Origin of the sequence: Lysinibacillus sp. FSL W8-0992 (assembly GCF_038008685.1) — a bacterium.
GTDB lineage: Bacteria > Bacillota > Bacilli > Bacillales_A > Planococcaceae > Lysinibacillus.
In genome coordinates this window covers 1,187,453-1,208,603 of sequence record NZ_JBBOZQ010000001.1, presented here as the reverse complement: position 1 = coordinate 1,208,603, position 21,151 = coordinate 1,187,453, and the positions used below count along the sequence as shown (strand labels likewise).

At 37.9% G+C, this 21,151-nt stretch carries 20 protein-coding genes and 8 tRNA genes; 2 read left to right on the top strand and 26 right to left on the bottom strand.

The features are described 5' to 3' along the window. Nucleotides 1-151 precede the first annotated feature (151 nt). The 18 genes from NSQ74_RS05875 to acpS all read right to left on the bottom strand — a co-directional run bounded on the left by NSQ74_RS05875 (nucleotide 152) and on the right by acpS (nucleotide 10,014). Nucleotides 152-225: transfer RNA gene (locus tag NSQ74_RS05875), tRNA-Gly, on the bottom strand. 19 nt (nucleotides 226-244) lie between these two features. Further along, nucleotides 245-321 (bottom strand) — tRNA-Arg (locus NSQ74_RS05870). Between the two features lie 29 nt (nucleotides 322-350). After that, nucleotides 351-436, bottom strand: a tRNA-Leu gene (locus tag NSQ74_RS05865). Between the two features lie 71 nt (nucleotides 437-507). Continuing rightward, nucleotides 508-580: transfer RNA gene (locus NSQ74_RS05860), tRNA-Lys, on the bottom strand. Nucleotides 581-595: 15 nt separating this feature from the next. Beyond that, nucleotides 596-670 (bottom strand) — tRNA-Gln (locus NSQ74_RS05855). 5 nt (nucleotides 671-675) lie between these two features. Continuing rightward, nucleotides 676-751 (bottom strand) — tRNA-Asp (locus tag NSQ74_RS05850). 30 nt (nucleotides 752-781) lie between these two features. Then, nucleotides 782-853 (bottom strand) — tRNA-Glu (locus tag NSQ74_RS05845). A gap of 1 nt (nucleotide 854) precedes the next feature. After that, nucleotides 855-931: transfer RNA gene (locus NSQ74_RS05840), tRNA-Asn, on the bottom strand. Between the two features lie 79 nt (nucleotides 932-1,010). Continuing rightward, nucleotides 1,011-1,484 (bottom strand): SprT family protein, encoded by a 474-nt coding sequence (locus tag NSQ74_RS05835; RefSeq protein ID WP_340822065.1) that lies wholly within the window; start codon nucleotides 1,482-1,484, stop codon nucleotides 1,011-1,013. A 66-nt stretch (nucleotides 1,485-1,550) separates the two neighbouring features. After that, nucleotides 1,551-3,725, bottom strand: a complete 2,175-nt coding sequence (locus NSQ74_RS05830) for a Tex family protein (protein ID WP_340822064.1) — start codon at nucleotides 3,723-3,725, stop codon at nucleotides 1,551-1,553. A 151-nt stretch (nucleotides 3,726-3,876) separates the two neighbouring features. Further along, complete coding sequence (gene sigB / locus NSQ74_RS05825) at nucleotides 3,877-4,662, bottom strand: RNA polymerase sigma factor SigB (protein ID WP_340822062.1); 786 nt, start codon at nucleotides 4,660-4,662, stop codon at nucleotides 3,877-3,879. Then, on the bottom strand, nucleotides 4,640-5,110 hold the full coding sequence (rsbW, locus tag NSQ74_RS05820) for an anti-sigma B factor RsbW (RefSeq protein ID WP_340822060.1): 471 nt from the start codon (nucleotides 5,108-5,110) through the stop codon (nucleotides 4,640-4,642). The genes sigB and rsbW overlap by 23 nt, the downstream gene beginning before the upstream one ends. After that, nucleotides 5,097-5,441 carry an STAS domain-containing protein gene (locus tag NSQ74_RS05815; RefSeq protein WP_340822058.1) on the bottom strand — a complete coding sequence of 115 codons (345 nt, stop codon included), beginning with the start codon at nucleotides 5,439-5,441 and terminating at the stop codon, nucleotides 5,097-5,099. The genes rsbW and NSQ74_RS05815 overlap by 14 nt, the downstream gene beginning before the upstream one ends. A 277-nt stretch (nucleotides 5,442-5,718) precedes the next feature. After that, the gene (locus NSQ74_RS05810; RefSeq protein ID WP_008177055.1) at nucleotides 5,719-6,069 is read right to left on the bottom strand and encodes a type II toxin-antitoxin system PemK/MazF family toxin; all 351 of its coding nucleotides are present in this window, start codon (nucleotides 6,067-6,069) and stop codon (nucleotides 5,719-5,721) included. A 4-nt stretch (nucleotides 6,070-6,073) separates the two neighbouring features. Beyond that, a complete protein-coding gene (locus NSQ74_RS05805) occupies nucleotides 6,074-6,337 on the bottom strand; it encodes a hypothetical protein (protein ID WP_139859927.1) in 264 nt (87 codons plus the stop codon). Between the two features lie 509 nt (nucleotides 6,338-6,846). Beyond that, complete coding sequence (gene alr, locus NSQ74_RS05800) at nucleotides 6,847-7,968, bottom strand: alanine racemase (RefSeq protein ID WP_340822057.1); 1,122 nt, start codon at nucleotides 7,966-7,968, stop codon at nucleotides 6,847-6,849. A 488-nt stretch (nucleotides 7,969-8,456) separates the two neighbouring features. Next, nucleotides 8,457-9,569 carry a LolA family protein gene (locus NSQ74_RS05795; RefSeq protein WP_340822056.1) on the bottom strand — a complete coding sequence of 371 codons (1,113 nt, stop codon included), beginning with the start codon at nucleotides 9,567-9,569 and terminating at the stop codon, nucleotides 8,457-8,459. Nucleotides 9,570-9,660: 91 nt separating this feature from the next. Then, nucleotides 9,661-10,014: a holo-ACP synthase gene (gene acpS / locus NSQ74_RS05790; protein ID WP_340822054.1), complete on the bottom strand. Its 354-nt coding sequence runs from the start codon at nucleotides 10,012-10,014 to the stop codon at nucleotides 9,661-9,663. A gap of 64 nt (nucleotides 10,015-10,078) precedes the next feature. On the opposite strand from acpS, the gene NSQ74_RS05785 reads away from it, so the two are divergent. Then, nucleotides 10,079-10,699 (top strand): rhomboid family intramembrane serine protease, encoded by a 621-nt coding sequence (locus NSQ74_RS05785; protein ID WP_340822052.1) that lies wholly within the window; start codon nucleotides 10,079-10,081, stop codon nucleotides 10,697-10,699. A gap of 105 nt (nucleotides 10,700-10,804) precedes the next feature. On the opposite strand, the gene NSQ74_RS05780 is transcribed toward NSQ74_RS05785, so the two are convergent. The 8 genes from NSQ74_RS05780 to NSQ74_RS05745 form a co-directional block, all read right to left on the bottom strand. After that, nucleotides 10,805-11,380: a GNAT family N-acetyltransferase gene (locus tag NSQ74_RS05780; RefSeq protein ID WP_340822050.1), complete on the bottom strand. Its 576-nt coding sequence runs from the start codon at nucleotides 11,378-11,380 to the stop codon at nucleotides 10,805-10,807. 111 nt (nucleotides 11,381-11,491) lie between these two features. Then, nucleotides 11,492-12,964, bottom strand: a complete 1,473-nt coding sequence (locus NSQ74_RS05775) for a PH domain-containing protein (protein WP_340826412.1) — start codon at nucleotides 12,962-12,964, stop codon at nucleotides 11,492-11,494. After that, on the bottom strand, nucleotides 12,957-13,436 hold the full coding sequence (locus NSQ74_RS05770; protein ID WP_340822048.1) for a PH domain-containing protein: 480 nt from the start codon (nucleotides 13,434-13,436) through the stop codon (nucleotides 12,957-12,959). The genes NSQ74_RS05775 and NSQ74_RS05770 overlap by 8 nt, the downstream gene beginning before the upstream one ends. A 118-nt stretch (nucleotides 13,437-13,554) precedes the next feature. Further along, on the bottom strand, nucleotides 13,555-15,099 hold the full coding sequence (locus tag NSQ74_RS05765) for a DEAD/DEAH box helicase (protein WP_340822047.1): 1,545 nt from the start codon (nucleotides 15,097-15,099) through the stop codon (nucleotides 13,555-13,557). A gap of 349 nt (nucleotides 15,100-15,448) precedes the next feature. Next, entirely contained in the window at nucleotides 15,449-16,141 is a 693-nt protein-coding gene (locus tag NSQ74_RS05760; RefSeq protein WP_340822045.1) for an alpha/beta hydrolase, read from the bottom strand. Nucleotides 16,142-16,308: 167 nt separating this feature from the next. Beyond that, nucleotides 16,309-17,676, bottom strand: coding sequence for a UDP-N-acetylmuramoyl-tripeptide--D-alanyl-D-alanine ligase (locus NSQ74_RS05755; protein WP_340822044.1), 1,368 nt, complete (start codon nucleotides 17,674-17,676; stop codon nucleotides 16,309-16,311). An 11-nt stretch (nucleotides 17,677-17,687) separates the two neighbouring features. Then, nucleotides 17,688-18,767 (bottom strand): D-alanine--D-alanine ligase, encoded by a 1,080-nt coding sequence (locus NSQ74_RS05750; protein WP_340822043.1) that lies wholly within the window; start codon nucleotides 18,765-18,767, stop codon nucleotides 17,688-17,690. Between the two features lie 202 nt (nucleotides 18,768-18,969). Further along, entirely contained in the window at nucleotides 18,970-19,722 is a 753-nt protein-coding gene (locus tag NSQ74_RS05745) for a hypothetical protein (protein WP_340822042.1), read from the bottom strand. Nucleotides 19,723-19,894: 172 nt separating this feature from the next. On the opposite strand from NSQ74_RS05745, the gene NSQ74_RS05740 reads away from it, so the two are divergent. Beyond that, the gene (locus NSQ74_RS05740) at nucleotides 19,895-21,082 is read left to right on the top strand and encodes an FtsW/RodA/SpoVE family cell cycle protein (RefSeq protein WP_340822040.1); all 1,188 of its coding nucleotides are present in this window, start codon (nucleotides 19,895-19,897) and stop codon (nucleotides 21,080-21,082) included. The last annotated feature ends 69 nt before the right edge of the window (nucleotides 21,083-21,151 follow it).

Below are 21,151 nucleotides of genomic sequence, written 5' to 3'. Positions count from 1 at the left end.
GTTCACTAACGAAGTTAGCTAATAAAAACTATATTGATTACGTTTTGCTTGTTCAGTTTTCAAGGTTCATTTTGTTGCCGTTTGTTTTTAGCAACTCTTACATCATATCACCAATCATTTGTAATGTCAACATTTTTTTAAAATGTTTTTTTGGAGCGGGTGATGAGAATCGAACTCACGACATCAGCTTGGAAGGCTGAGGTTTTACCATTAAACTACACCCGCAAATATTTTAATTTTATAATGGCGCGCCCGGCAGGAGTCGAACCCACAACCTTCTGATCCGTAGTCAGACGCTCTATCCAATTGAGCTACGGGCGCAAGTATTAAATAACCGAACTGACTTGACTTGGTGCGGCCGAGAGGACTTGAACCTCCACGGGGTTGCCCCCACTAGGCCCTCAACCTAGCGCGTCTGCCGTTCCGCCACGACCGCATTCATAAAATAGGAACTTTCTTATTATACTATGATAACTTGAAATATCAACCTTTTTTCTTAAAAAAAGATGAGCCATGAAGGACTCGAACCTTCGACCCTCTGATTAAAAGTCAGATGCTCTACCAACTGAGCTAATGGCTCAAATTAAGAAATGAATGGCTGGGGTACCTGGATTCGAACCAGGGCATGACGGAATCAAAATCCGTTGCCTTACCGCTTGGCTATACCCCAATAAGTGGCGGTCCCGACCGGGATCGAACCGGCGATCTCCTGCGTGACAGGCAGGCATGTTAACCGCTACACCACGGGACCAATGTTACAATTATTTATATTTATGAAAAATGACCCCTACGGGATTCGAACCCGTGTTACCGCCGTGAAAGGGCGGTGTCTTAACCGCTTGACCAAGGGGCCATGGCTCCGAAGGCAGGACTCGAACCTGCGACAACCTGATTAACAGTCAGGTGCTACTACCAACTGAGCTACTTCGGAATAATCATATTGTTTTGTCGTCTTTATCTTGTCGACTTTTACTATTATAAGGATAAGCGCAGTAAACGTCAATCTTTTTTTAAAAGTTTTTTTCACCAATTAACTTTAATTGCCCTGAACACTTGCCACAGCAGTATCTCTTCACATTTAATCTTATTTTTCTAACATATATTTGGTGGCATTTTATACAAGTGTATTTATATTGAGAACGTTGTTTTCCGTTCCGAGATGTAGGTTTCTGCAACGCTGAACAAAATCGTGGAGCGTTCACTTTTTTCAATAAATCTCGAAAATCTTTATCTCGATGTTGGTAGCCCTTCCCTTCTATGTGCAAATGATAATGACATAATTCGTGAAGAATTATCCCCTCAACCTCACTGACACCATACATTTCATATGCTTTTGGGTTTATTTCAATATGGTGGGATTGTAAAAGATAGCGACCACCTGTTGAACGTAGTCTTGAGTTAAAGTATGCGCGATGCATGAATGGTTTATGAAAACTTTCTAATGAAATGCGGGTTACAAGCTGTTGCAGTTCCTCATTGTTCAACTTTATCACCTCTAACAATAAGAATACCACACTGCGCAGTATAGACAGTGTGGCAATAAATTATTACTACTTTTCAATTGTTTGTTTTTCTGGAGGTAGCATTGTTAACGAAATACGCCCTTTGTTTACCTCTATCTGTTCCACCCAAACTGTGACAATATCACCTAGCGCCACAACTTCTAATGGATGCTTAATACGTTTCTTTTGTAACTTAGAAATATGCACAAGCCCATCTTGCTTAACACCGATATCAACAAATGCACCAAAATCGACTACATTACGTACAGTGCCTTGTAATTCCATACCTACCTGTAAATCTTCCATTTTCAAAACATCTGTTTTTAGTAGTGGCTGCGGAAAGGCATCGCGCGGATCTCGACTTGGCTTCTTCAAGGTATCCACAATATCCTGAATTGTAACAACACCCATACCTAATGTATTACTTAGTTCTTGAACATTAAGGGATGCAATTGCTTCCTCCGCCTTTTGCGTTCCTAGTTCTTTTTTATTTAAATTTGCTACTTCTAAAATTTGTTCAGCTATATTGTAGCTTTCTGGGTGAATACCTGTAGCATCAAATGGGTTTTTCGCTTCAGGCACACGTAAAAATCCGATTGCTTGCTCATACGTTTTTGCACCAAGTCGCGGGATTTTCTTTAGCTGCGAACGCGTTGTGAATTGTCCATTTTCTTCGCGAACTTTCACAATATTTTCGGCTACAGTTTTCGATAACCCAGAAACATATTGCATTAATGAAGCTGACGCTGTATTAACATCAACACCGACTTGATTGACTGCAGTTTCTACTATAAATGTTAACGACTCTGATAATTTCTTTTGAGAAACGTCATGTTGATATTGACCAACACCTACTGCCTTTGGCTCAATTTTCACTAATTCTGACAATGGATCTTGTAAACGTCGTGCGATAGAAACGGCGCTTCGCTGCTCTACTTGTAAATCCGGAAATTCAGTACGCGCAATCTCGGACGCTGAATAAACTGATGCACCAGCTTCGTTTACAATCACATATGCCGCATCTGTTTTCACTTCACTCAATACATCAGCAATAAACTGCTCCGTTTCACGTGAGGCAGTACCGTTACCAATCGCGATAATCTTAATAGGATACTCCGCTAAAATTTCTTTCACTACAGCCTTTGATTTTGCCACATCTGGTTTTGGTGGATGTGGATAAATAGCTGTAACTTCTAGCATTTTTCCTGTCTCATCAACAACAGCTAATTTACAGCCAGTCCGATAAGCAGGGTCCACTCCTAAAACGTATTTGCCCTTTAGCGGTGGCTGTAGCAAGAGGTTACGGAGATTTTCTGAGAAAATGTGAATAGCTTGCGCCTCTGCTTTTTCTGTTAATTCATTGCGTAATTCTCTTTCTATAGATGGCTGAATTAATCGTTTGTAGGAATCTTCTATCGCTAGCTTCACCTCCGCGATAGCTGGCGATGAACCTGTAGCAGGTATCCATTCTTTCCACATAATCATCAGTACTCGATCTATCGGTACTTGTATCGCTACCTTTAAAACATCCTCTTTCTCCCCACGATTCACTGCTAAAATACGGTGAGGAACAATGCGATTAACAGGTTCTTCATATTCGTAATACATTTCAAAAACCTTTTTTTCATCTACTTCTGCATTTTTTAATGTGGTTGTAAGTACGCCCTCTTTCCAAGAAAAGGCACGGATTTTTTGTCTTATACCCGCATCATCCGCAAAGCGCTCTGCTAAAATGTCACGTGCCCCAGCTAATGCGTCATCTACTGTTGCAACATTCTCCACGTCAACAAATTGTTGAGCTAACTGGACTAATGCTTCATTACGATATTCTAATAGAATGTCGGCTAAAGGTTCTAATCCTTTTTCCTTTGCGATTGTCGCCTTTGTACGTCGTTTTTGCTTGTATGGACGATACAAATCTTCTACACGCTGTAGAACCGTTGCTATCTGAATTGCATTTTCAAGCTCGGGAGTTAGTTTATCCTGTTCTTGAATTAATCGAAGAACCTCTTCTTTACGTTGTTCAAGTTGCTGTATGTAATGGTAACGATCTTCTACAGCTTTAATTTGTACCTCATCCAGAGAACCAGTAGCTTCTTTTCGATAACGCGCGATAAACGGAACGGTGTTACCCTCATCTAATAATTTTATCACTGCCTCTGCTTGATTTGGTCTGATAGCTACATCCTTTGCAATAAGCTGTAACATTTGTTTTTGTTCCACATTATCACTACCTTTTTTCTTTTCATTTTAACACTACACTTCAATAAAAAACCAAGGATAGTCTATGTGATGGAAAAAAAAGACAAAAAACAAGACGCTTATCGCTATTGGACGGAGAAATCCTCTAGTAATAAACGCCTTCGTTTCATCCTCACAGTGGCACACTACCACTTGCAAGAATGACTTCTTGTAATTTCTTAATTGCTTTTCTTTGTATTCTGGATACATGCATTTGAGAAATGCCCAATTGTTCGCCCGCTTCTTTTTGGCTAAGCTGCTCTAAATAAGTAAGCTGAATAACTTGCTTCTCTCGTTCATTTAAAACTTCCATAGCATCAGCAACGATCATCCTTCTATTGGTCATTTCATAACCCATATCTTCTTTACCCATAATATCAGCTAGTGTGACAGTACTTCCGTCATTATCTGATTCTATTGAATGATCCATTGAAAGTGCTTGATAACTGCGACTCATCTCCATCGCTTCTAAAACTTCTTCCTCAGGTACCTCTAATCGCTCAGCAATTTCTTGAATGGAAGGTGAACGTTGGAACTCTATCGTTAACGATTCTACAGTCGATTTAATACGTGGCCCTATCTCTTTAATTCGTCTTGGCACATGAACGTCCCATGTTTTATCTCGTAAAAATCGCTTAATCTCTCCAACAATAGTAGGTACAGCAAATGCCTCAAAACTGCGGCCAAAACTTGCATCAAAACGTCTTATTGCACCTAGTAACCCCAACATCCCTACTTGTACGATATCATCATAATAAGATTTACCATACGAATATTTGCGAGCGATGGACTCTACTAAATTTCGATAATGAATTACCAAATTGGTTTGTGCTTCTTCATCCTCTGTTGTTTGGTACTGTGCTATCCACTTTAACACATCTTCTTTTGAAGAAGATTTATGTAGTGATTCTTTCGACATTTTTTTCCACCTGCTCCCTAGCGACGTACTTTGTCATGAAAACAGTTACGCCACCATCGTTATTAATCATCACCTCATCCATCAAAGTTTCCATTAAATAAAGCCCTAAACCGCCCTCTCTTAGCCCCGCAATACTATCTTCAGGATGATAAGGCCCAATTTTTGTTTTAACTTCTTCAAAATTAAAACTATTTCCATAGTCTGCAATCATCATTTCCAACTTGTTATCATAAAGGGCGCAACCTATTACAATTTCGCCTTCCTCAGCATCTTTATAAGCATGGTGCACAACATTCGTTACCGCTTCACTAACTGCAATTTTCAAATCCTCGATCTCATCGAAGTTAAATCCAATACGATTAGCTAATCCAGAAACAGTTAAACGAATGACACTGACAAACTGAGGTTTTGCAGGAACCCTTATTTCAATATAATCAAATTCCTTCATTGCTTAATTCCACCTTTTTATCAGTTTCAATATCCATCAGTTCACTTAAGCCAGTAATTTCAAATAATCTTTGTAGTCGCTTAGACAGTCCAACAATCTTTACTTTACCTTCTTCACGTAAAGCTCTTTTATAAAAAGCTACAAAAATACCAAGACCAGTACTATCCATATAATTTACTTTTGATAAATCTAATTCAATTTCAATACCTTTTGTAACCTTTACTGCCTCTAGTTCCTCACGAAGACCTGAGGCTGTATACGTATCAATTTCACCTTCAACAAACCCATATAATTTTGTACCATCTTTTTTAAAATGCACCACCATGTCCATATAGTACACCTCCACCATATTTATTCGACTTTTTTTCTTTTCCCACATTTATCGGATGTTAAACATAATTAATTATATTTATTATCATAACTTTAATTTTTTTTAGAGTTAACATAAAAGCATCGACATTTTTCTACAAAACTTATAAATCGATATTACTTGCATTTTTTTCATTCTATTAATACTACTAAATAGTATTTTAACTATATGATAACGCAAAAAATTAAAAAAACATCAGGATACGTAAAATCCCTGATGCTCTATACATATATGTATATCAAAATTTAACAAGCCCTAAGCTAATCATCAACGCTCCATCCACTTTTTCCATCACTGCATGATCGAGCTGTGTAATACGATCAGTCAACCTAGACTTATCGATTGTACGTACTTGCTCAAGCAAAATGACCGAGTCACGTTCAAATCCATACTTCTCAGCATTTATTTCAACATGTGTCGGTAACTTTGCCTTTTGAATCTGTGCAGTAATTGCTGCGATGATGACAGTCGGACTAAATCGATTTCCAATATCATTTTGAATAATCAATACCGGCCTAGTGCCACCTTGTTCGGACCCAACTACCGGCGATAAATCTGCAAAAAAAACGTCACCACGTTTTACATTCAAAGTGTCATCCCCCGCTAACGAGACGCTCCACTGTATGTTGTGCTTCATATTCCGCGTGCAAGCATTCACTTGCAATCATCAGATTAATATGAGACATCTCAACATATCCTTTCATCATAGCTTCCCGTATTTGATTTGGTTGCTCCTGCATTAAATTTTTGCGCGACAAAAAACGCACAAAAGATTCACCTTCAATTACTTCCTTTGTTTGTAGAAACAGTCTATCTTGAACAGCAATTGTAGCTTCTCTTAACTTTTTCTCGTACACAGCAAGCACCTCCAACGGAACCATACACTTTTTCATTACAACTCATTCTACCATTGAAAGATATTGTTGAAAAGACATGAAATGACAAAATATCTGACTATTTGAAGAACAAGTTGTAAAATTTCGTTGGTTGTCGATGGTAAATACTGCTTCCATATGTCTCTTTGACATTGGTGCCTGTTGCTTACATTCCTTATATGCCTACGTTATAACCGAATTGGATTATGTTTTCCCACACAATTATTAATTTCGACAAATATTTTCTAACTGCGAAGTATATAGAAATTATTTTTATTGATGACTGCTATAAATAAAATCAATTACATCTCAGGCGTAATTGCCTTCAGACTTTTTTAGAGCTTACTCTAAAAGCTCCTGTTAAAATCTGAGACATGCACTAGTAACTAATAATATGATTCAGCCTGCCTCCGTGTGACCCATACAGAAGTCATTACTTATTTAACATTTCTCCACTACTTGTAGAAGTGAAAAACCTATGCTGCAACAAGTTAAATGTATACTCGAGGAACTCTGGCTGTAATAATGCATGGTACTTCATAATTAATAGTTTCAAGTCTTGTTGCCCATTCATCCATTGAAATAACTTCTTGCCCTTGACGACCAATAAGCGTCACTTTCTTACCTATAGCATATGCTTTTGGTAGAGCAACCATACATTGGTCCATACAAATTCGTCCGACTATCGGCATTCTTTGTCCGTCTATAAGTACATCTTGTCCAGCTAACTTACGAATAACCCCATCCGCATAGCCTACCGGAATCGTTCCAATCCACATATCTGTCTGTGCAATAAATGTTGCTCCGTAACCTACTGAATCACCAGCTTTTAACTGTTTGACATGCACAAGTTCACTCTCAAGTGAAAAGGCAGGTTTCAATGGAAATGGTAAAATTTCTCCTACGTAAGTAGATGGCGCTAGCCCATACATTGAGATGCCATAACGTACAGCGTCATAGTGTAAATGATGATCTTTCACTAATGCCGTTGCTGTATTGGATGCATGTACTAGTCTAGGTTTTTCAGGCAATGTAGAAATAAGCTTTTCAAATAATTGTACCTGACTATCGAAATAGGCTGTATCCTTCTCATCGGCAGTTGCAAAATGAGTAAAAATGCCATCCAATTCTACATTGTATGTTGAATTGATCGTATGATATACCTCTAACAATTCTTTCTCTGTGCGAACCCCAATTCGCCCCATCCCGCTATCAACCTTTATATGTAGTTGTAAAGGGTTTACTTCACCAGTTATGAACGTTGAAGCTTGCTGTATCCATTCACTAGAAAATACTGTAAGTGAAATACGCTGTTGCGCTGCATAAGGTGCAAACGCTACTGGTGATGCTCCTAATATTAGTATGTCTGGTTCTTCGAAATGTGCCCGAATATGTAATGCTTCGTCTGGTGTAGCCACTGCAAGCATCGTTGCGCCAGCTTCCAAAGCAGCTTGTGCAACTGCTATATCCCCATGTCCATATGCATTGGCTTTTACGACTGCGATAATTTGTACATTTGGTTGAAGTAGTTCTTTTAAATTTTTTATATTTTGCTGAATTGCTTGTAAATCTACAATTGCTTTCGTTGGTCTAAAATGCTGCTGTGTCTCCATTAGAATACCCTCTTTTTTATTTATTAAACCGTTATGTATTGAAAAAACTACCAAATAACAATTCAATTATGCATTAGCCTTATTTACATCCAGAATTTTCTCAAGCTTTCTAAAAAACTTCTCTTAAAAATCTATACTCTCTTCAGATCCTTTAACTTGATTCAGCAAGGGTGAAGCTCCCCATTGAATTTAATGCATTCATCCTCTACATCTGGAAGTAAAGAACTTCCGCAAAGGTTGAATTTCAAGCATAATGCTCGTCCGCAATTCGAATCAACTTTACATAAAAATTTACAGCACTCGTTACTTAAATTCGACGACGCATCGCTATCTCCCTTTTTTTTCCTATAAAAAACCGCTTGTTTTTACAAATTACATAACACTATTCTATAGTTTGTATTATCTATAGAATAGTGTTATTATCAAATTTACATTTTTTTCTAACAAGCTACAGCTTCCTTTATATCGAAAACTGTAGCTTGAAAAAATTATTTCATACTGCTTATCGTCATGGAAGCAGCAACTTCCACCATTTCTTCACGGGTTAATTTACTAGAAGCTACAAAGAATGCAACTCCATCTTTTTCCCAGCTTATAGACGTATCGGTAATAGCTCCGATTGTAAATCCTAAGTCTACAGGATCGCCAGGTGAAGTAACTGGTAACATAGACGTTTCTTTCATAACTGGTTGTTGCATAACCGTAAACGCTTTATCACCTTCAAACGTTAAAATAACACGATCCATGCCACCCTCGCGAATAGCTTTCTCATCTGTCATTTTAGTGTTCTCGAAATTCACAACTGGATAATGCGTTTGGAATTCTTCATACTCAACCTCTGCACCGACTGCTTCTTTTTCACCATTTTCACCTTTAGCATCTTTTTCACCTTTAGCATCTTTTTCATCTTTAGTAGCATCTTTTCCGTCTTTATTTGTAGGTGCAGCTTGTTCGCCTTTTGAATCATCTGATTCAGTAAATTGCTCAACAGCATACTCTTTTGCAGCATGTTGTACACCTAATTTAATATTATTAAAAGTGATACGGATTTGCTCTTCCTTGACATCATTCATAATGACTACTGATGTAGGGAGCATAGTTTTCTTATCAACTGTAATGACTTGGTGAGGCATACTATTTTTATAGCTATTTCTAGTAGCCGCTTCAAATATATATGCTTTGTCCTCTTCTTTCATGACTAAATTTTTATCTTCTGCTAAATCTTCTGCTAGTGCTCCGATTAAATATGCCTGACTATTTTTCTTTGGCCAATCACTTTGGAACTTATACATTTTGTTTAATGTTGGTGTTACAACAAAAACTCCATCTGCATTACGCACAATCATTTGCGAAACATCTTTCCCACTTTCAACTACTTCCACTCGATAGAAATCAGGTTTAGTATGCCATACCGTAACATCATATGTTCTAGGTTCTCCACCTGATTTAATCTCCATCTTAGCGTCTAACTCATAACCATTCGTCTCTGACCATTTACCATTAACTTTCTTTAACACTTTTTCCTGTGAGGCTGTACCACACGCCGACAGAAGTAATATCGCACAAATTAAGACGAGCCAAGTAACTAAACGGTTGCCCACGCTTTCACCCTTTCTTCTTTCAAATCCACTACGACAATATATGAACCGTATGTGTCAGTTATGTCATTTGATGAAAAGGCAATATATTTTATTACAACAGTAATATTACTTGTGCGGCTGCATATTGCTTAGAATGCGTGATACTGACAAAGCCATTTACAAGCTCTCCTTTAAAATATAAAACAGGGTTACCAGCTTCCCCTCTTAATATTTCAATATCTTGCAGTGCACAATCTTTACCGATACCTGTGCCTAGCGCTTTCGAAAAGGCCTCTTTTGCGGCAAATCGTCCTGCCAAAAACTCTACTTTGCGAGATTCTGTATGCAAAGCAAATAGTGCTCTTTCTTTCTCTGATAAAATCCGGTCTTTAAATTTATCTGTACGAGTCATTGCCTTCACAATACGCTCGGTTTCTACAATGTCGAGACCTATTCCTTTAATCATATGAACTTCTCCTTTTCTTATTTCCAAAAAGCCATGTATAATAATTGTAAATTGAGGTGGAGCTATGTTTAGTAGAACAGAAAATTTCAAGCAATATACAAGTTATTACCCTGTCGTTTCAACATTAATAGCAGTGAATCTAATTCTTTATGTATTAACACTTGTTCCTGTTATAGGGGAACTTCTGTGGAACTATGGGATTCAGGTCAATTTCCTCGTACAAAGCGGTGAATGGTGGCGAGTTTTCTCAGCAATGTTTTTGCATGCAAACTTTATGCATGTGCTCTTTAATATGTTCTCCCTGTTTTTATTTGGGCCAGAACTTGAGAAAATTGCAGGTAAAGCACGTTTCATTACGATTTATTTATTATCTGGTATCGTAGGTAACATGGCAACCTTTATGCTTAATGACGGAAGTTATGCTAGCCTTGGCGCAAGTGGTGCAATTTTCGGGATTTTTGGAGCGTTCGGTGCTCTTGTATACTATACACGTCGCACAATGCCAATGCTTCGTAAGCTTATATTGCCGATTATCGTCATCAGTGTCATCATGACTTTCTTACAGTCTAATGTAAATGTTTATGCACATTTAGGTGGTTTAGTGACAGGATTCATTCTCGGTCTTATTTACTTACATCCCAAAAGAATTTTAAGCTGGCGCAAGCAAAAAATGGCTGGCAAATAGCTTATAAAAAGAGGAGCTGACCCAAACAGTGACGTCTACATCACTTAGGGCTAGTCCTCTTTTTTAGCTCAAAAACTCCGCATCACTGTCATACTATCGTTGAAATTATAGTACAACATTAGCCTCTTTAGCCATTTTTATTTTTTTCCATTCTGCCGCGGTTATCCCATATACAACTTGATCCACATGATGATCGTACAACCATTCAGCATCTCTTAATCGTCCTTCTTCATTAAAACCTAACACTTTTGGAATTGTACGACTACGAATATTTCCTACTGCAACACGTACCTCAATGCGATTTAACTTTAAATAGTCAAAAGCAAAATCGATGAATGCCCTCATAGAATTTGTCACAAGCCCCTTGCCAACAAAATCACTTCCAAGCCAATAGCCAATGCTCGTCCATTTATGTTGCCAATTCACTTGATGATAACCAATAACTCCCGCTAGCTTACCATCATAATAAATTCCAGCCTGTATTCCATTATTATCGGCATATTGTTGCATCGCATTTCGTACAAATTGTTCCGTATCCTTGACCGTCTTCACATTGTCTACAAAGGGTAACCACTCACGTAAAGTCTCTCTCGAACGATCCGTTAGCGCAAATAATTCATCTACATCACTTAAATCCAACATTTTTAAATATGTGTGTTCATTTATGCTGTATTTAAACATCAATCCCACCCCTTTTCGTTGATTTATTCTATTATAAACGCGTTTTTCCTATTATTGTATATAAAAAAAGCCATTCTCCACATTTTCATGTAAAGATTGGCTTTTTATCTATTAATGTTCATACCAAGATAATATGGTTTCTGCATCTCGTTGCTCTAGACTTGGTACATTACCTGTCATACCAGACATTCCTGACATTACCGTGGCTTTTATAGACATCACTTGCTTGCGCTTTTGGAAATACGTTTGACTACTTTCCATAGATTGTATACGTTTTTTCTCCATAAACAATGTGATACGACTGAAAATACGATATTGCATTGCGAGTTGCTTTCCGTCAATCATATAACCCGCTGTTCTATGTTGCCAAATGCCAAGCAATATTGATAATGGAATTAGTAATAATGACAACAACCCATAAGGATATAAGAAATAACTACAAGCACCTAAAATCGGTACAAGCCATAAAAAATCTATGCGATAAAAGAATGGACGTGCTCGTTTCGGAGCCCTCGTAAATTCAGGTTGCCAATTCATTTCAGGGAAAAGCTGAACTAATGTTTGTAAACAATCTTGCTTTTTAATTAATGGGAATAACGCAATTTTCTTATCTCGACCTTTTTCACCGTTGCCACCAGCGCTTTCTACAACAACAGTGACAAAGCCAAATACTTGTCGCAAAGGATTTTCAACAATTCGGATTGCCTGAATACGGTTTAAAGGCAGTGTAATTCTTTTCTTCTCCAGTAACCCCTTAGTAATCATTAGCTTTTCATCTTCAATACGAACTGTATAATCGTAATAATTTACAAGTGTTATAACAACCGATACTAACCATGCAATGATAAGTACGAACATGACCATTAAGGCAACTAAAAATGCCCCAACTTTCACAAAATCCGCCAGTTCATGAAAAACCTCTTCATAAGGGATAATATCCGAAAACTGTGAGACTACTGCCACAAGCCCAGACAATACTACTCCTATCCCACCAGAAGTCGTTGCTAATACAAGTAAATCCCGCATCGACATATGGTAAATAGCCGGAACCATTACTTCACCTATTTGCTCAGGTGACTGTTCAACGTCAATGTGTTGAGCGAATTGCGTTTTTGCACGACGCATTTCCTGTTCTATTACGTCTGCTGCTATTTTCTGGATAGCTGTCAATTCTACCTCTGGCTTACCGCCTTTATTCCCCGCAGTCTCAACTTGCACCTTTACTAATCCGAATAGCCGATGAAAAATACCTTCATTGTAATTCAAGCTTTGAATGCGTTCAAATGGAATATAACGCTTCTTCTTTACGAATAACCCATACTTCACCCGTAATTCGCCATCCTCAAACCAATAAACAAAAGTACGCCATTTAACGATACCACCAACAAGTGCAAGCACTGCTGCTACACCCCACACTCCAAACAATAAAACTGTTTCAAAAAAATGTTCGCTGCGGAAGTTAAATGAAAAGTTAAAACCGTTACTAATAATAATAATCGCAACAGGTAATATCATACTTTTTAGCGCTTTGACACTAGAAATAATGGCCGATACTGGGTGCAACCGATACACTTCATTAGACATCATCTTCTGCCACCCTTGCTAATTCCGAAATACGTGCACGAAGTCCATCTGCCTCATCCATGACAAGTGCAGGAATTGTATGTACTGTGGCAGCTGTAGAAATTGAAATATTTCCTAAGCTATATCTTTTTAAAATAGGCCCTTGTGTAGTATCAACATGTTGTACACGTACCATTGGTATAAGTGTGCGTTTTACAACAAATAAACCATGTTGTACTTCAATTTCATGCTCACGCACTTCATATCTCCAACGCTCCCATCGGATTTTAGGGAATAAATACGCCAATAAAAAGGCACTTAATAAAACAACAGCAATTGCAATGATATAAATAAATGATGGCCAATCAAAATAATAAGTACCGTAACATACCAATGCTGCGACGACTAACAATAGTAATGTTTGTAACACACCATATAATCGCCATACAGTTAACCCTTTTCGGGAAATTTGATGGATTGGTTCAGCTCTCATGTTGTTCCTCCTCTTTTCATTACCTATGTATACGTACACTAACACTAATTTGTTTCAATATAAATATAAAAAAACCTTACAGTCGATTTGACTGTAAGGTTGGAAGTTTTAAAATTAATTAGTCTTCATGACGACGTGGTGCACGTGAACGACCTTGTCCACCTTCACGGCGAGCTCCACCTTCACGGCGACCACCTTCACGACGGCCTCCACTGCTGCGACGATCTCCGCCACCACTACCTTCACGACGGTTACCGCTAAAGCTACGACCGCCACCGCTTCTGTTACGACCGTTACGATCGCCACCGCGACCACCGCCGCCGCCAGAACGCTCACGGCGCATTGGTAATGGACGTTCTTCTGTAATTGTAACAGGCGAATCATCCGGCTCTTTTGTTAATGAACGTAATGCAGCAGCTACTACATCAATTGCATCATGGTTTTCAAGAACTTCTGTAGCTAATGTACGATAATCACCTAAGTTATTAGTTGAAATAATACCTTCAAGTGTCTCAATAGCTAAACGCTGTTGACCTACTAAAGCTTCGTCATTTGTTGGTGGACGAAGTGGTGTCATACGTTTTTTCGTTGTTTCTTCAACGATACGTAAATAACCCATTTCACGAGGTGTTACAAACGTTACTGCAAGACCTGATTTTCCGGCACGGCCAGTACGACCGATACGGTGAACGTAAGACTCAGGATCTTGAGGAATATCAAAGTTATATACATGTGTAACGCCTGAAATATCAAGACCACGAGCGGCAACATCTGTTGCAACTAGGATATCAATTTTATTTTCTTTAAATTGGCGTAAAACTGAAATACGTTTTGCTTGGCTTAAATCACCGTGAATTCCTTCTGCAAGGTATCCGCGGATTGATAAAGCTTGTGCTAACTCATCTACGCGACGTTTTGTACGTCCAAAGATAATTGCTAATTCTGGTTGGTGAACATTCAATAGACGAGATAAAACATCGAATTTTTCACGTTCAGCAGCTTTCACAAAAAATTGTTCAATGTTATCCACTGTTAATTCTTTTGCTTTAATTTTTACAATTTCAGGTTCACGCATAAATGTTTCAGCAATTTTACGGATTGCTGGTGGCATTGTTGCTGAGAATAATAATGTTTGACGCTCAGCAGGTACGTTTTCTAAAATTGAATTAATATCATCGATGAAGCCCATGTTTAACATTTCATCTGCTTCGTCCAGTACAAGCGTTTGAACATCTTCTAGTTTTAAAGTACGACGATTAATATGATCTAAAATACGACCTGGTGTACCAACAATAATTTGTGGTTTATTTTTCAGTGCACGAATTTGACGGCCGATTTCTTGACCACCGTAAACTGATAATAATTTCACACGTTTGTCGTAACCGATTTTATATAGTTCTTCTGAAACTTGAATCGCTAATTCACGAGTTGGAGCAATTACTAATGCCTGGATATTAGGGTTTTTAGGATCGATTTTCTCGATAAGTGGAATACCAAAAGCGGCAGTTTTACCTGTACCAGTTTGCGCTTGACCTAATACATCGCGACCTTCAATGGCAAAACGAATAGTTCCCTCTTGGATTGGTGTTGCTTCTTCGAATCCCATACGTTTTACTGAACGTAATGTAGATTCGCTAATATTTAATTCTGAAAAATTTGTCAAACTTCTCAATCTCCTTTTTTCCTTTTAAGTTGACAAATGGTTACATTTTCAGATGAAGTTGTCGGCAAATTCGAGCCTGTGTTGTGGAACGTTTCCGTTACTTAAAAATTTTCTCTACAAAGGTTTCATGTAGAGCTCTCTTATATGAAAAGGAAAGCCCGGTCTTTACCGAGCGGTTCGATTCTGCGTAATTATTCACTTAGAATAAAACCGTTATGTTCAAAAAAAAGTACTCTTCAACCAAATTATGAAGAGTCTTCGCACAAAATGTATCCATTGCTTACACTAGTCTATCATGGTAATCAACCGTATGCAACGATAACGCATGAGTCGTAATAATCTGACTACTTTATTGCTCCTTTAAAAACGCTAAAACCTTCGCAAACCAGTCAAAACAATCTTCACAATAACATATATGATGTTTGCCATTGTCAGAAAAATACAACTTTTTATTTATTGAGGCTAGTTGATCAAATAAAAATCGGGCGGTATGATACGGCACAATACCATCTAATTTTCCTTGAATAATATAAACTGGCACTTTGATATCTTGGTAATACGGCGCAACCTTTTGAACGAGTTTCATGAATTCAATTGTTGCTGATAATGGCACATTATTAAACTTATGGCGATATCTCAAATACAGCTCATTATTAGAAAGGTTTCGATGATATGCCTCAGTCGCTAGCATTTTAAAATCCTTTACAAGTTGCTTAGGACTTACATATTTAGCTGCCGCACTAAGCAGTACGAGCTTCTTTACTTTATAACGCTTTGCTAAGTATAGCGCGATAATCCCGCCCATTGAAAAGCCAACGACAATGATTTCATCAACCTTTTTGGCAAGCGCTCGAAAAGCCAGCTCCGCATCCATTAACCAATGCATTGCTGTAAAACCTTTCATGTTTAAATCTTCCCCATGTCCTGATAAAGTCGGAGTCTCAATTAACCAATCTGTATTAGCACGTAAATAAGTTGTAAACGGCTCTACCTCGTAAGCGCCACCTGAAAATCCATGTAAACATAAAACACCTATTGCCATTACTCTCACCTCTAAAAAGTGGACATTATACGCGCAACTTAGCCCGCCATAAAGGCATCCTATATTGCCTTTTTCAATAAAAGGTAAAAATCCGCATATGATGTCTATTGCAGCCAAAGCGGATTTTTACCCTATAGGTAACTATTTATTATACTTACACTCGTTAATTATGAAGTAAATGCTTGTAAAATCGTCTCTAGCTTCATGCCTCGTGAACCTTTTAATAAAACGATGGATTGCTCCGTTGCCTGTTGAAGCTTTGCAATAATAGGTGCAAAATCATCCTGCTCATATAGTAAATGATCAGCATCAAAACGGTCTTTTAAAACTTCATATAAATATGCCATACGCGGACCATATAAGCACACGTAGTCAATTTCACCTTCGTGAATAGCTAGTGATAAGTCTTCATGGAAGCTTTGTTCATTAGCTCCCAGTTCGAGCATATCGCCTAAGACAAGCCACTTTTCTGGTCGAATCGTTGTTGTAGCAATAAACTGAATGGCCGCCTTTACAGATGTAGGTGCAGCATTGTATGCATCATTAATAAATAATGCACCTTGATTTCCTTGTACTTGTTGCATGCGCATATCAGTTAAAGTTACACCTTTTAATGATTCGCGAATTTGTTCATCATTTAACCCTAGCTTTTGTGCGATAAGCATTGCAATCAATGTGTTTTTCACCTGATGCTTACCAAGAACCGAGATAAAGAATTCACCTTCAATCGCGCCATGCGTTGTAAAGCTACTTCCATTGGCAGTTGCTTCAATATTCTCAGCATATAGCAAATCGCCTGGTTCTAAACCAAATGCCTTGGCATTTAAATTTTGCTCTTTTGCAACGAGTTCTTTTAATAATGGTTCATCACCATCATAAAATAGTACACCGTTATCCTGCATACCTTGAATAATTTCAAACTTCGCCTTGGCAATGCCTGCACGAGAGCCTAAATCTTGCATATGCGCCTCACCAATATTTGTAATAACCGTCATATGAGGTCGAGCTAATTTTGTTAAAAATTCTATCTCACCAAAGCCACTCATGCCCATTTCCAGCACTGCAACTTCTGTATCCTCATCGAGCTGTAAAATCGTAATCGGTAATCCTAGTTGGTTATTAAAATTGCCAATCGTTTTTTGCACTTTAAAAAACGGAGCAAGCGTACCTGCTAAAATATCCTTTGTTGAAGTTTTACCATTCGACCCTGTAATACCAATAAAAGTCGCCTTATGCTCATCGCGATAAGCCCGTGCCATTCGCTGTAAGGCTTGCTCTGGATCTTCGACAAATAATAATGGAACACCCTCTGGTGGATTCGGTTCATCTTTTTGCCAAAGCGAAGCACCTGCACCTTTTTCAAAAGCTTGTAGTACGAACTTATGACCATTTGCCAATTCTCCACGAAATGGTACAAATAAATCTCCTTGATTGATTGTTCTTGTATCAATAGAAATACCAGTTACAACCGTCTCTCCGAAAGTCGGCTCCTCTTCATTCAACCATGCTGCTAATTGCTTTAATGTCTTTTTCACAATAATCCCACTCAGTCTTTTTTATAGTGAAGCTGTTGTTTTTCTTCATAACGCTCAAGTGCAAGCGCAATCAGACGATTAATAAGCTCTGGATAGCTTACATTTGTGTGTTGCCAAAGAAGTGGATACATACTAACAGGTGTAAAACCTGGCATTGTATTTACTTCATTAATATAAATATCATGATCTGCTGTAACAAAGAAGTCAGCACGTACTAAACCGCTTCCATCTAAAATTTTAAACGCGCTTTTTGCATGTTCTTTTAAGCTTGTTACAACTTCTGTAGGAAGCTCTGCAGGAATAATGAGCGCTGTTGAGCCATCCTTATATTTCGAATCATAATCATAAAATTCAGTCATAGGCTTAATTTCACCTGGCACTGAGACTTCTGGAAAATCATTGCCCAATACAGCCAATTCAATTTCACGAGCTACAATTCCTTGCTCTACTACAATTTTACGGTCGAATTGTAAAGCCACTTCGATCGCTTTAATTAGCTCTTGACGATTTGAAGCCTTACTAATGCCAACACTTGAACCTAAATTGGCAGGCTTTACAAACATTGGCCAAGTTAATTTTTCTTCACAGCGTGTTAAAATAGCTTCTTGTTCGTTAGCCCATTCACTGCGAATGAAGTACGTATATGGCACTTGTGGTAAACCCGCAATTTCAAATAATTGCTTCATAATTACTTTATCCATACCTGCTGATGACGCCAATACACCATTTCCAACATACGGAAGATTCAAGACTTCAAGTAGGCCCTGTACAGTTCCATCTTCCCCATTTGTTCCATGCAGTAAAGGGAAAATAACATCAAATTGTACAGCTGTCCCGTTATTATCGATTAAAAATGCTGTAATATTATTTTCTAAAATAATGGCTTCATCACCAAATTGTAATTCTTCAATCGAATTTGCAGGTTTTTCTAGACGCTCACCGCGTCGCCATTCCCCATCTTGTGTAATGTAAATCGGATATATCTCATACTCCTCGAAATTCAAAGCTCCAGTGACCGCACACGCTGTCGACAATGACACTTCATGCTCCGCTGATTTTCCGCCGTATAATAAACCGATTCTTTTTTTCATTTTTGTGCCCTCCACATACTTCTTGAGTATTATTAGTTTATCACGAAACGTCTTGACAAATGACATAAAAATCTCACCGTTAAAATTACGGTGAGATTTGAGTGCCTTATTCATTCGAAAGTTGGTCACCGAAGTAAATGACATACAATCACTCGCTTCGGTTCCCTTCATATTTGGCTGGTGGAATGCCTGCTAAATAGAGCTAAATAATTTGAATCAATTCATCGTGTTCGTTTTTCAAAATTGTATTTAAATCATCCCAGACCTCATCTGGGAAGGAATAATCTGATAAGTTACGAATTTCTATACCATATGCTGCTTTCGGCTTCTCGATGCGATACAGCGATAATAATGCACCGTCCTTTGCAAAAGAACGATAAGCTCTTAAAAATTCAGGTGTAAGACAAGGAATACTCGATTTGACTTTACGTCTCCAAAAGCCCGTGCTTCTTTCTTTCTCACGAATTAAAGAATTAATGACATTTGCAACTAGTAAATCTGAATCACTTAAATGGCGAAAATAAATTTTTGTCATCTTCTCTACATCCGAAGAACAATAAACAAACCGATTTTGCAATTTATTAAAGAATGGCGATGTAATCGGTTCCTTTTTATGGCTAATATAAAGCAGTTCTCCCTGCTCCATCGCAGTCAGCTGATCTAGCCTCTTTTCATCCATAAAATCTATCCAACACAATTCTTTTGACTCTGTAGCCTTTTTTACAAAACGAGGAACCTCCTCATCAGGTACATAATCAAACTGTGTATGCATATTAAATGATCCATCTTCATAGGAATGCTTAAGTAAAAGTAAGTGATGCAGTGGATCTAAAGCAGCCACAAATTGCGAGAGCTTAAGCCCGCTAAAAATAACAAATTTATCGACATCGTTCATATGAACGTATATATGATACATAAAATCTTCAGCTGACTTTAATTTCTTAGCCACATCCATCACCCCATTCTTCACTTCATTATAAAACTAATCATCATTTTTTGAAACATTTTATGCTATTTGTCGTCAGAACAATATACTCAGGCGTAAAATTGTTTTTTGCGTTATAATGTTAATGTTCAACATGCGTATACACGCATCTCTTTAAACTATTTTATTTTAGGTGGCTTTTATGGAAAATAAACGAAATTTCGTGAACCGTTTTGACTGGACGCTCGCTTTTATACTTTTCACTTTTCTTGTCATTAGTTTGTTAGCTATTGCATCTGCGCAAACTTCTGGACAATACGGTATTAACTACGTGCCAAAGCAGTTACAGTGGTATGTAATTGGTGCAGTTATTATCGGTGTCATTATGTTTTTCGAACCCGATCAATATAAAAAAATGGCTTGGTATATGTATGGAGCTGGGATCGCCCTTTTAGTATTACTTATTTTCATGCCGGAAGGAAAAGGTCAGATTGGTGAGCCTGTAAATGGAGCAAAAAGCTGGTTCCATACACCACTCGGCAATATCCAGCCCTCCGAATTTATGAAAACATTTTATATTTTAGCACTTGCGCGACTTATTAGTAAGCATCATGAAGTTTATTCTTTAAGATCCATAAAATCCGACTTCATTTTACTAGGCAAAATTGCTATAACGTTGATTATACCACTTGGTATTATTATGAAACAGCCAGACCTTGGTTCTGCACTTGTTTTCTTTGCGATTACTGCAGCACTTGTTATTGTTGCAGGGATTTCATGGAAGATTATATTACCTACTTTTTTAGGTGGAGCAGCTATCGGAGGAAGTCTCCTTTGGATGGCGCTGTATATGCAGGACTTTTTAGAAAAAACATTTGGGTTTAAAGCTTACCAGTTTGCCAGAATTTATTCTTGGCTAGATCCTTATTCTTATTCATCCAGTGATGGCTACCATTTAATCACTTCCTTAAACGCCATTGGTTCGGGTGAAATTTTTGGTAAAGGTTTCCGTGGACGCGAAGTGTACGTAGCAGAAAATCATACGGACTTCATATTCACCGTCATTGGTGAGGAATGGGGATTTATTGGTGCAAGTATCGTAATCTGTATTTTCTTTTTGTTAATCTATCATTTAACAAAAACAACACTATTGTTAAAAGATCCTTTTTCAACTTATGTATGTGCAGGAATTATTGCTATGATTACGTTCCACGTATTCGAAAATATCGGAATGACAATTCAATTACTACCAATTACGGGTATTCCGCTTCCGTTCATTAGTTATGGAGGAAGTTCATTAATGGGGAATGCACTTGCCATCGGACTGGTCTTTAGCATGCGTTTCCATTATCGTACTTACATGTTTACAACATATGATGAAGATGATTAAAAACTTGAATAAAAAAGAATGGATAGTCTTATTTTCAAAAGACTATCCATTCTTTTTTTGTAAAACGAG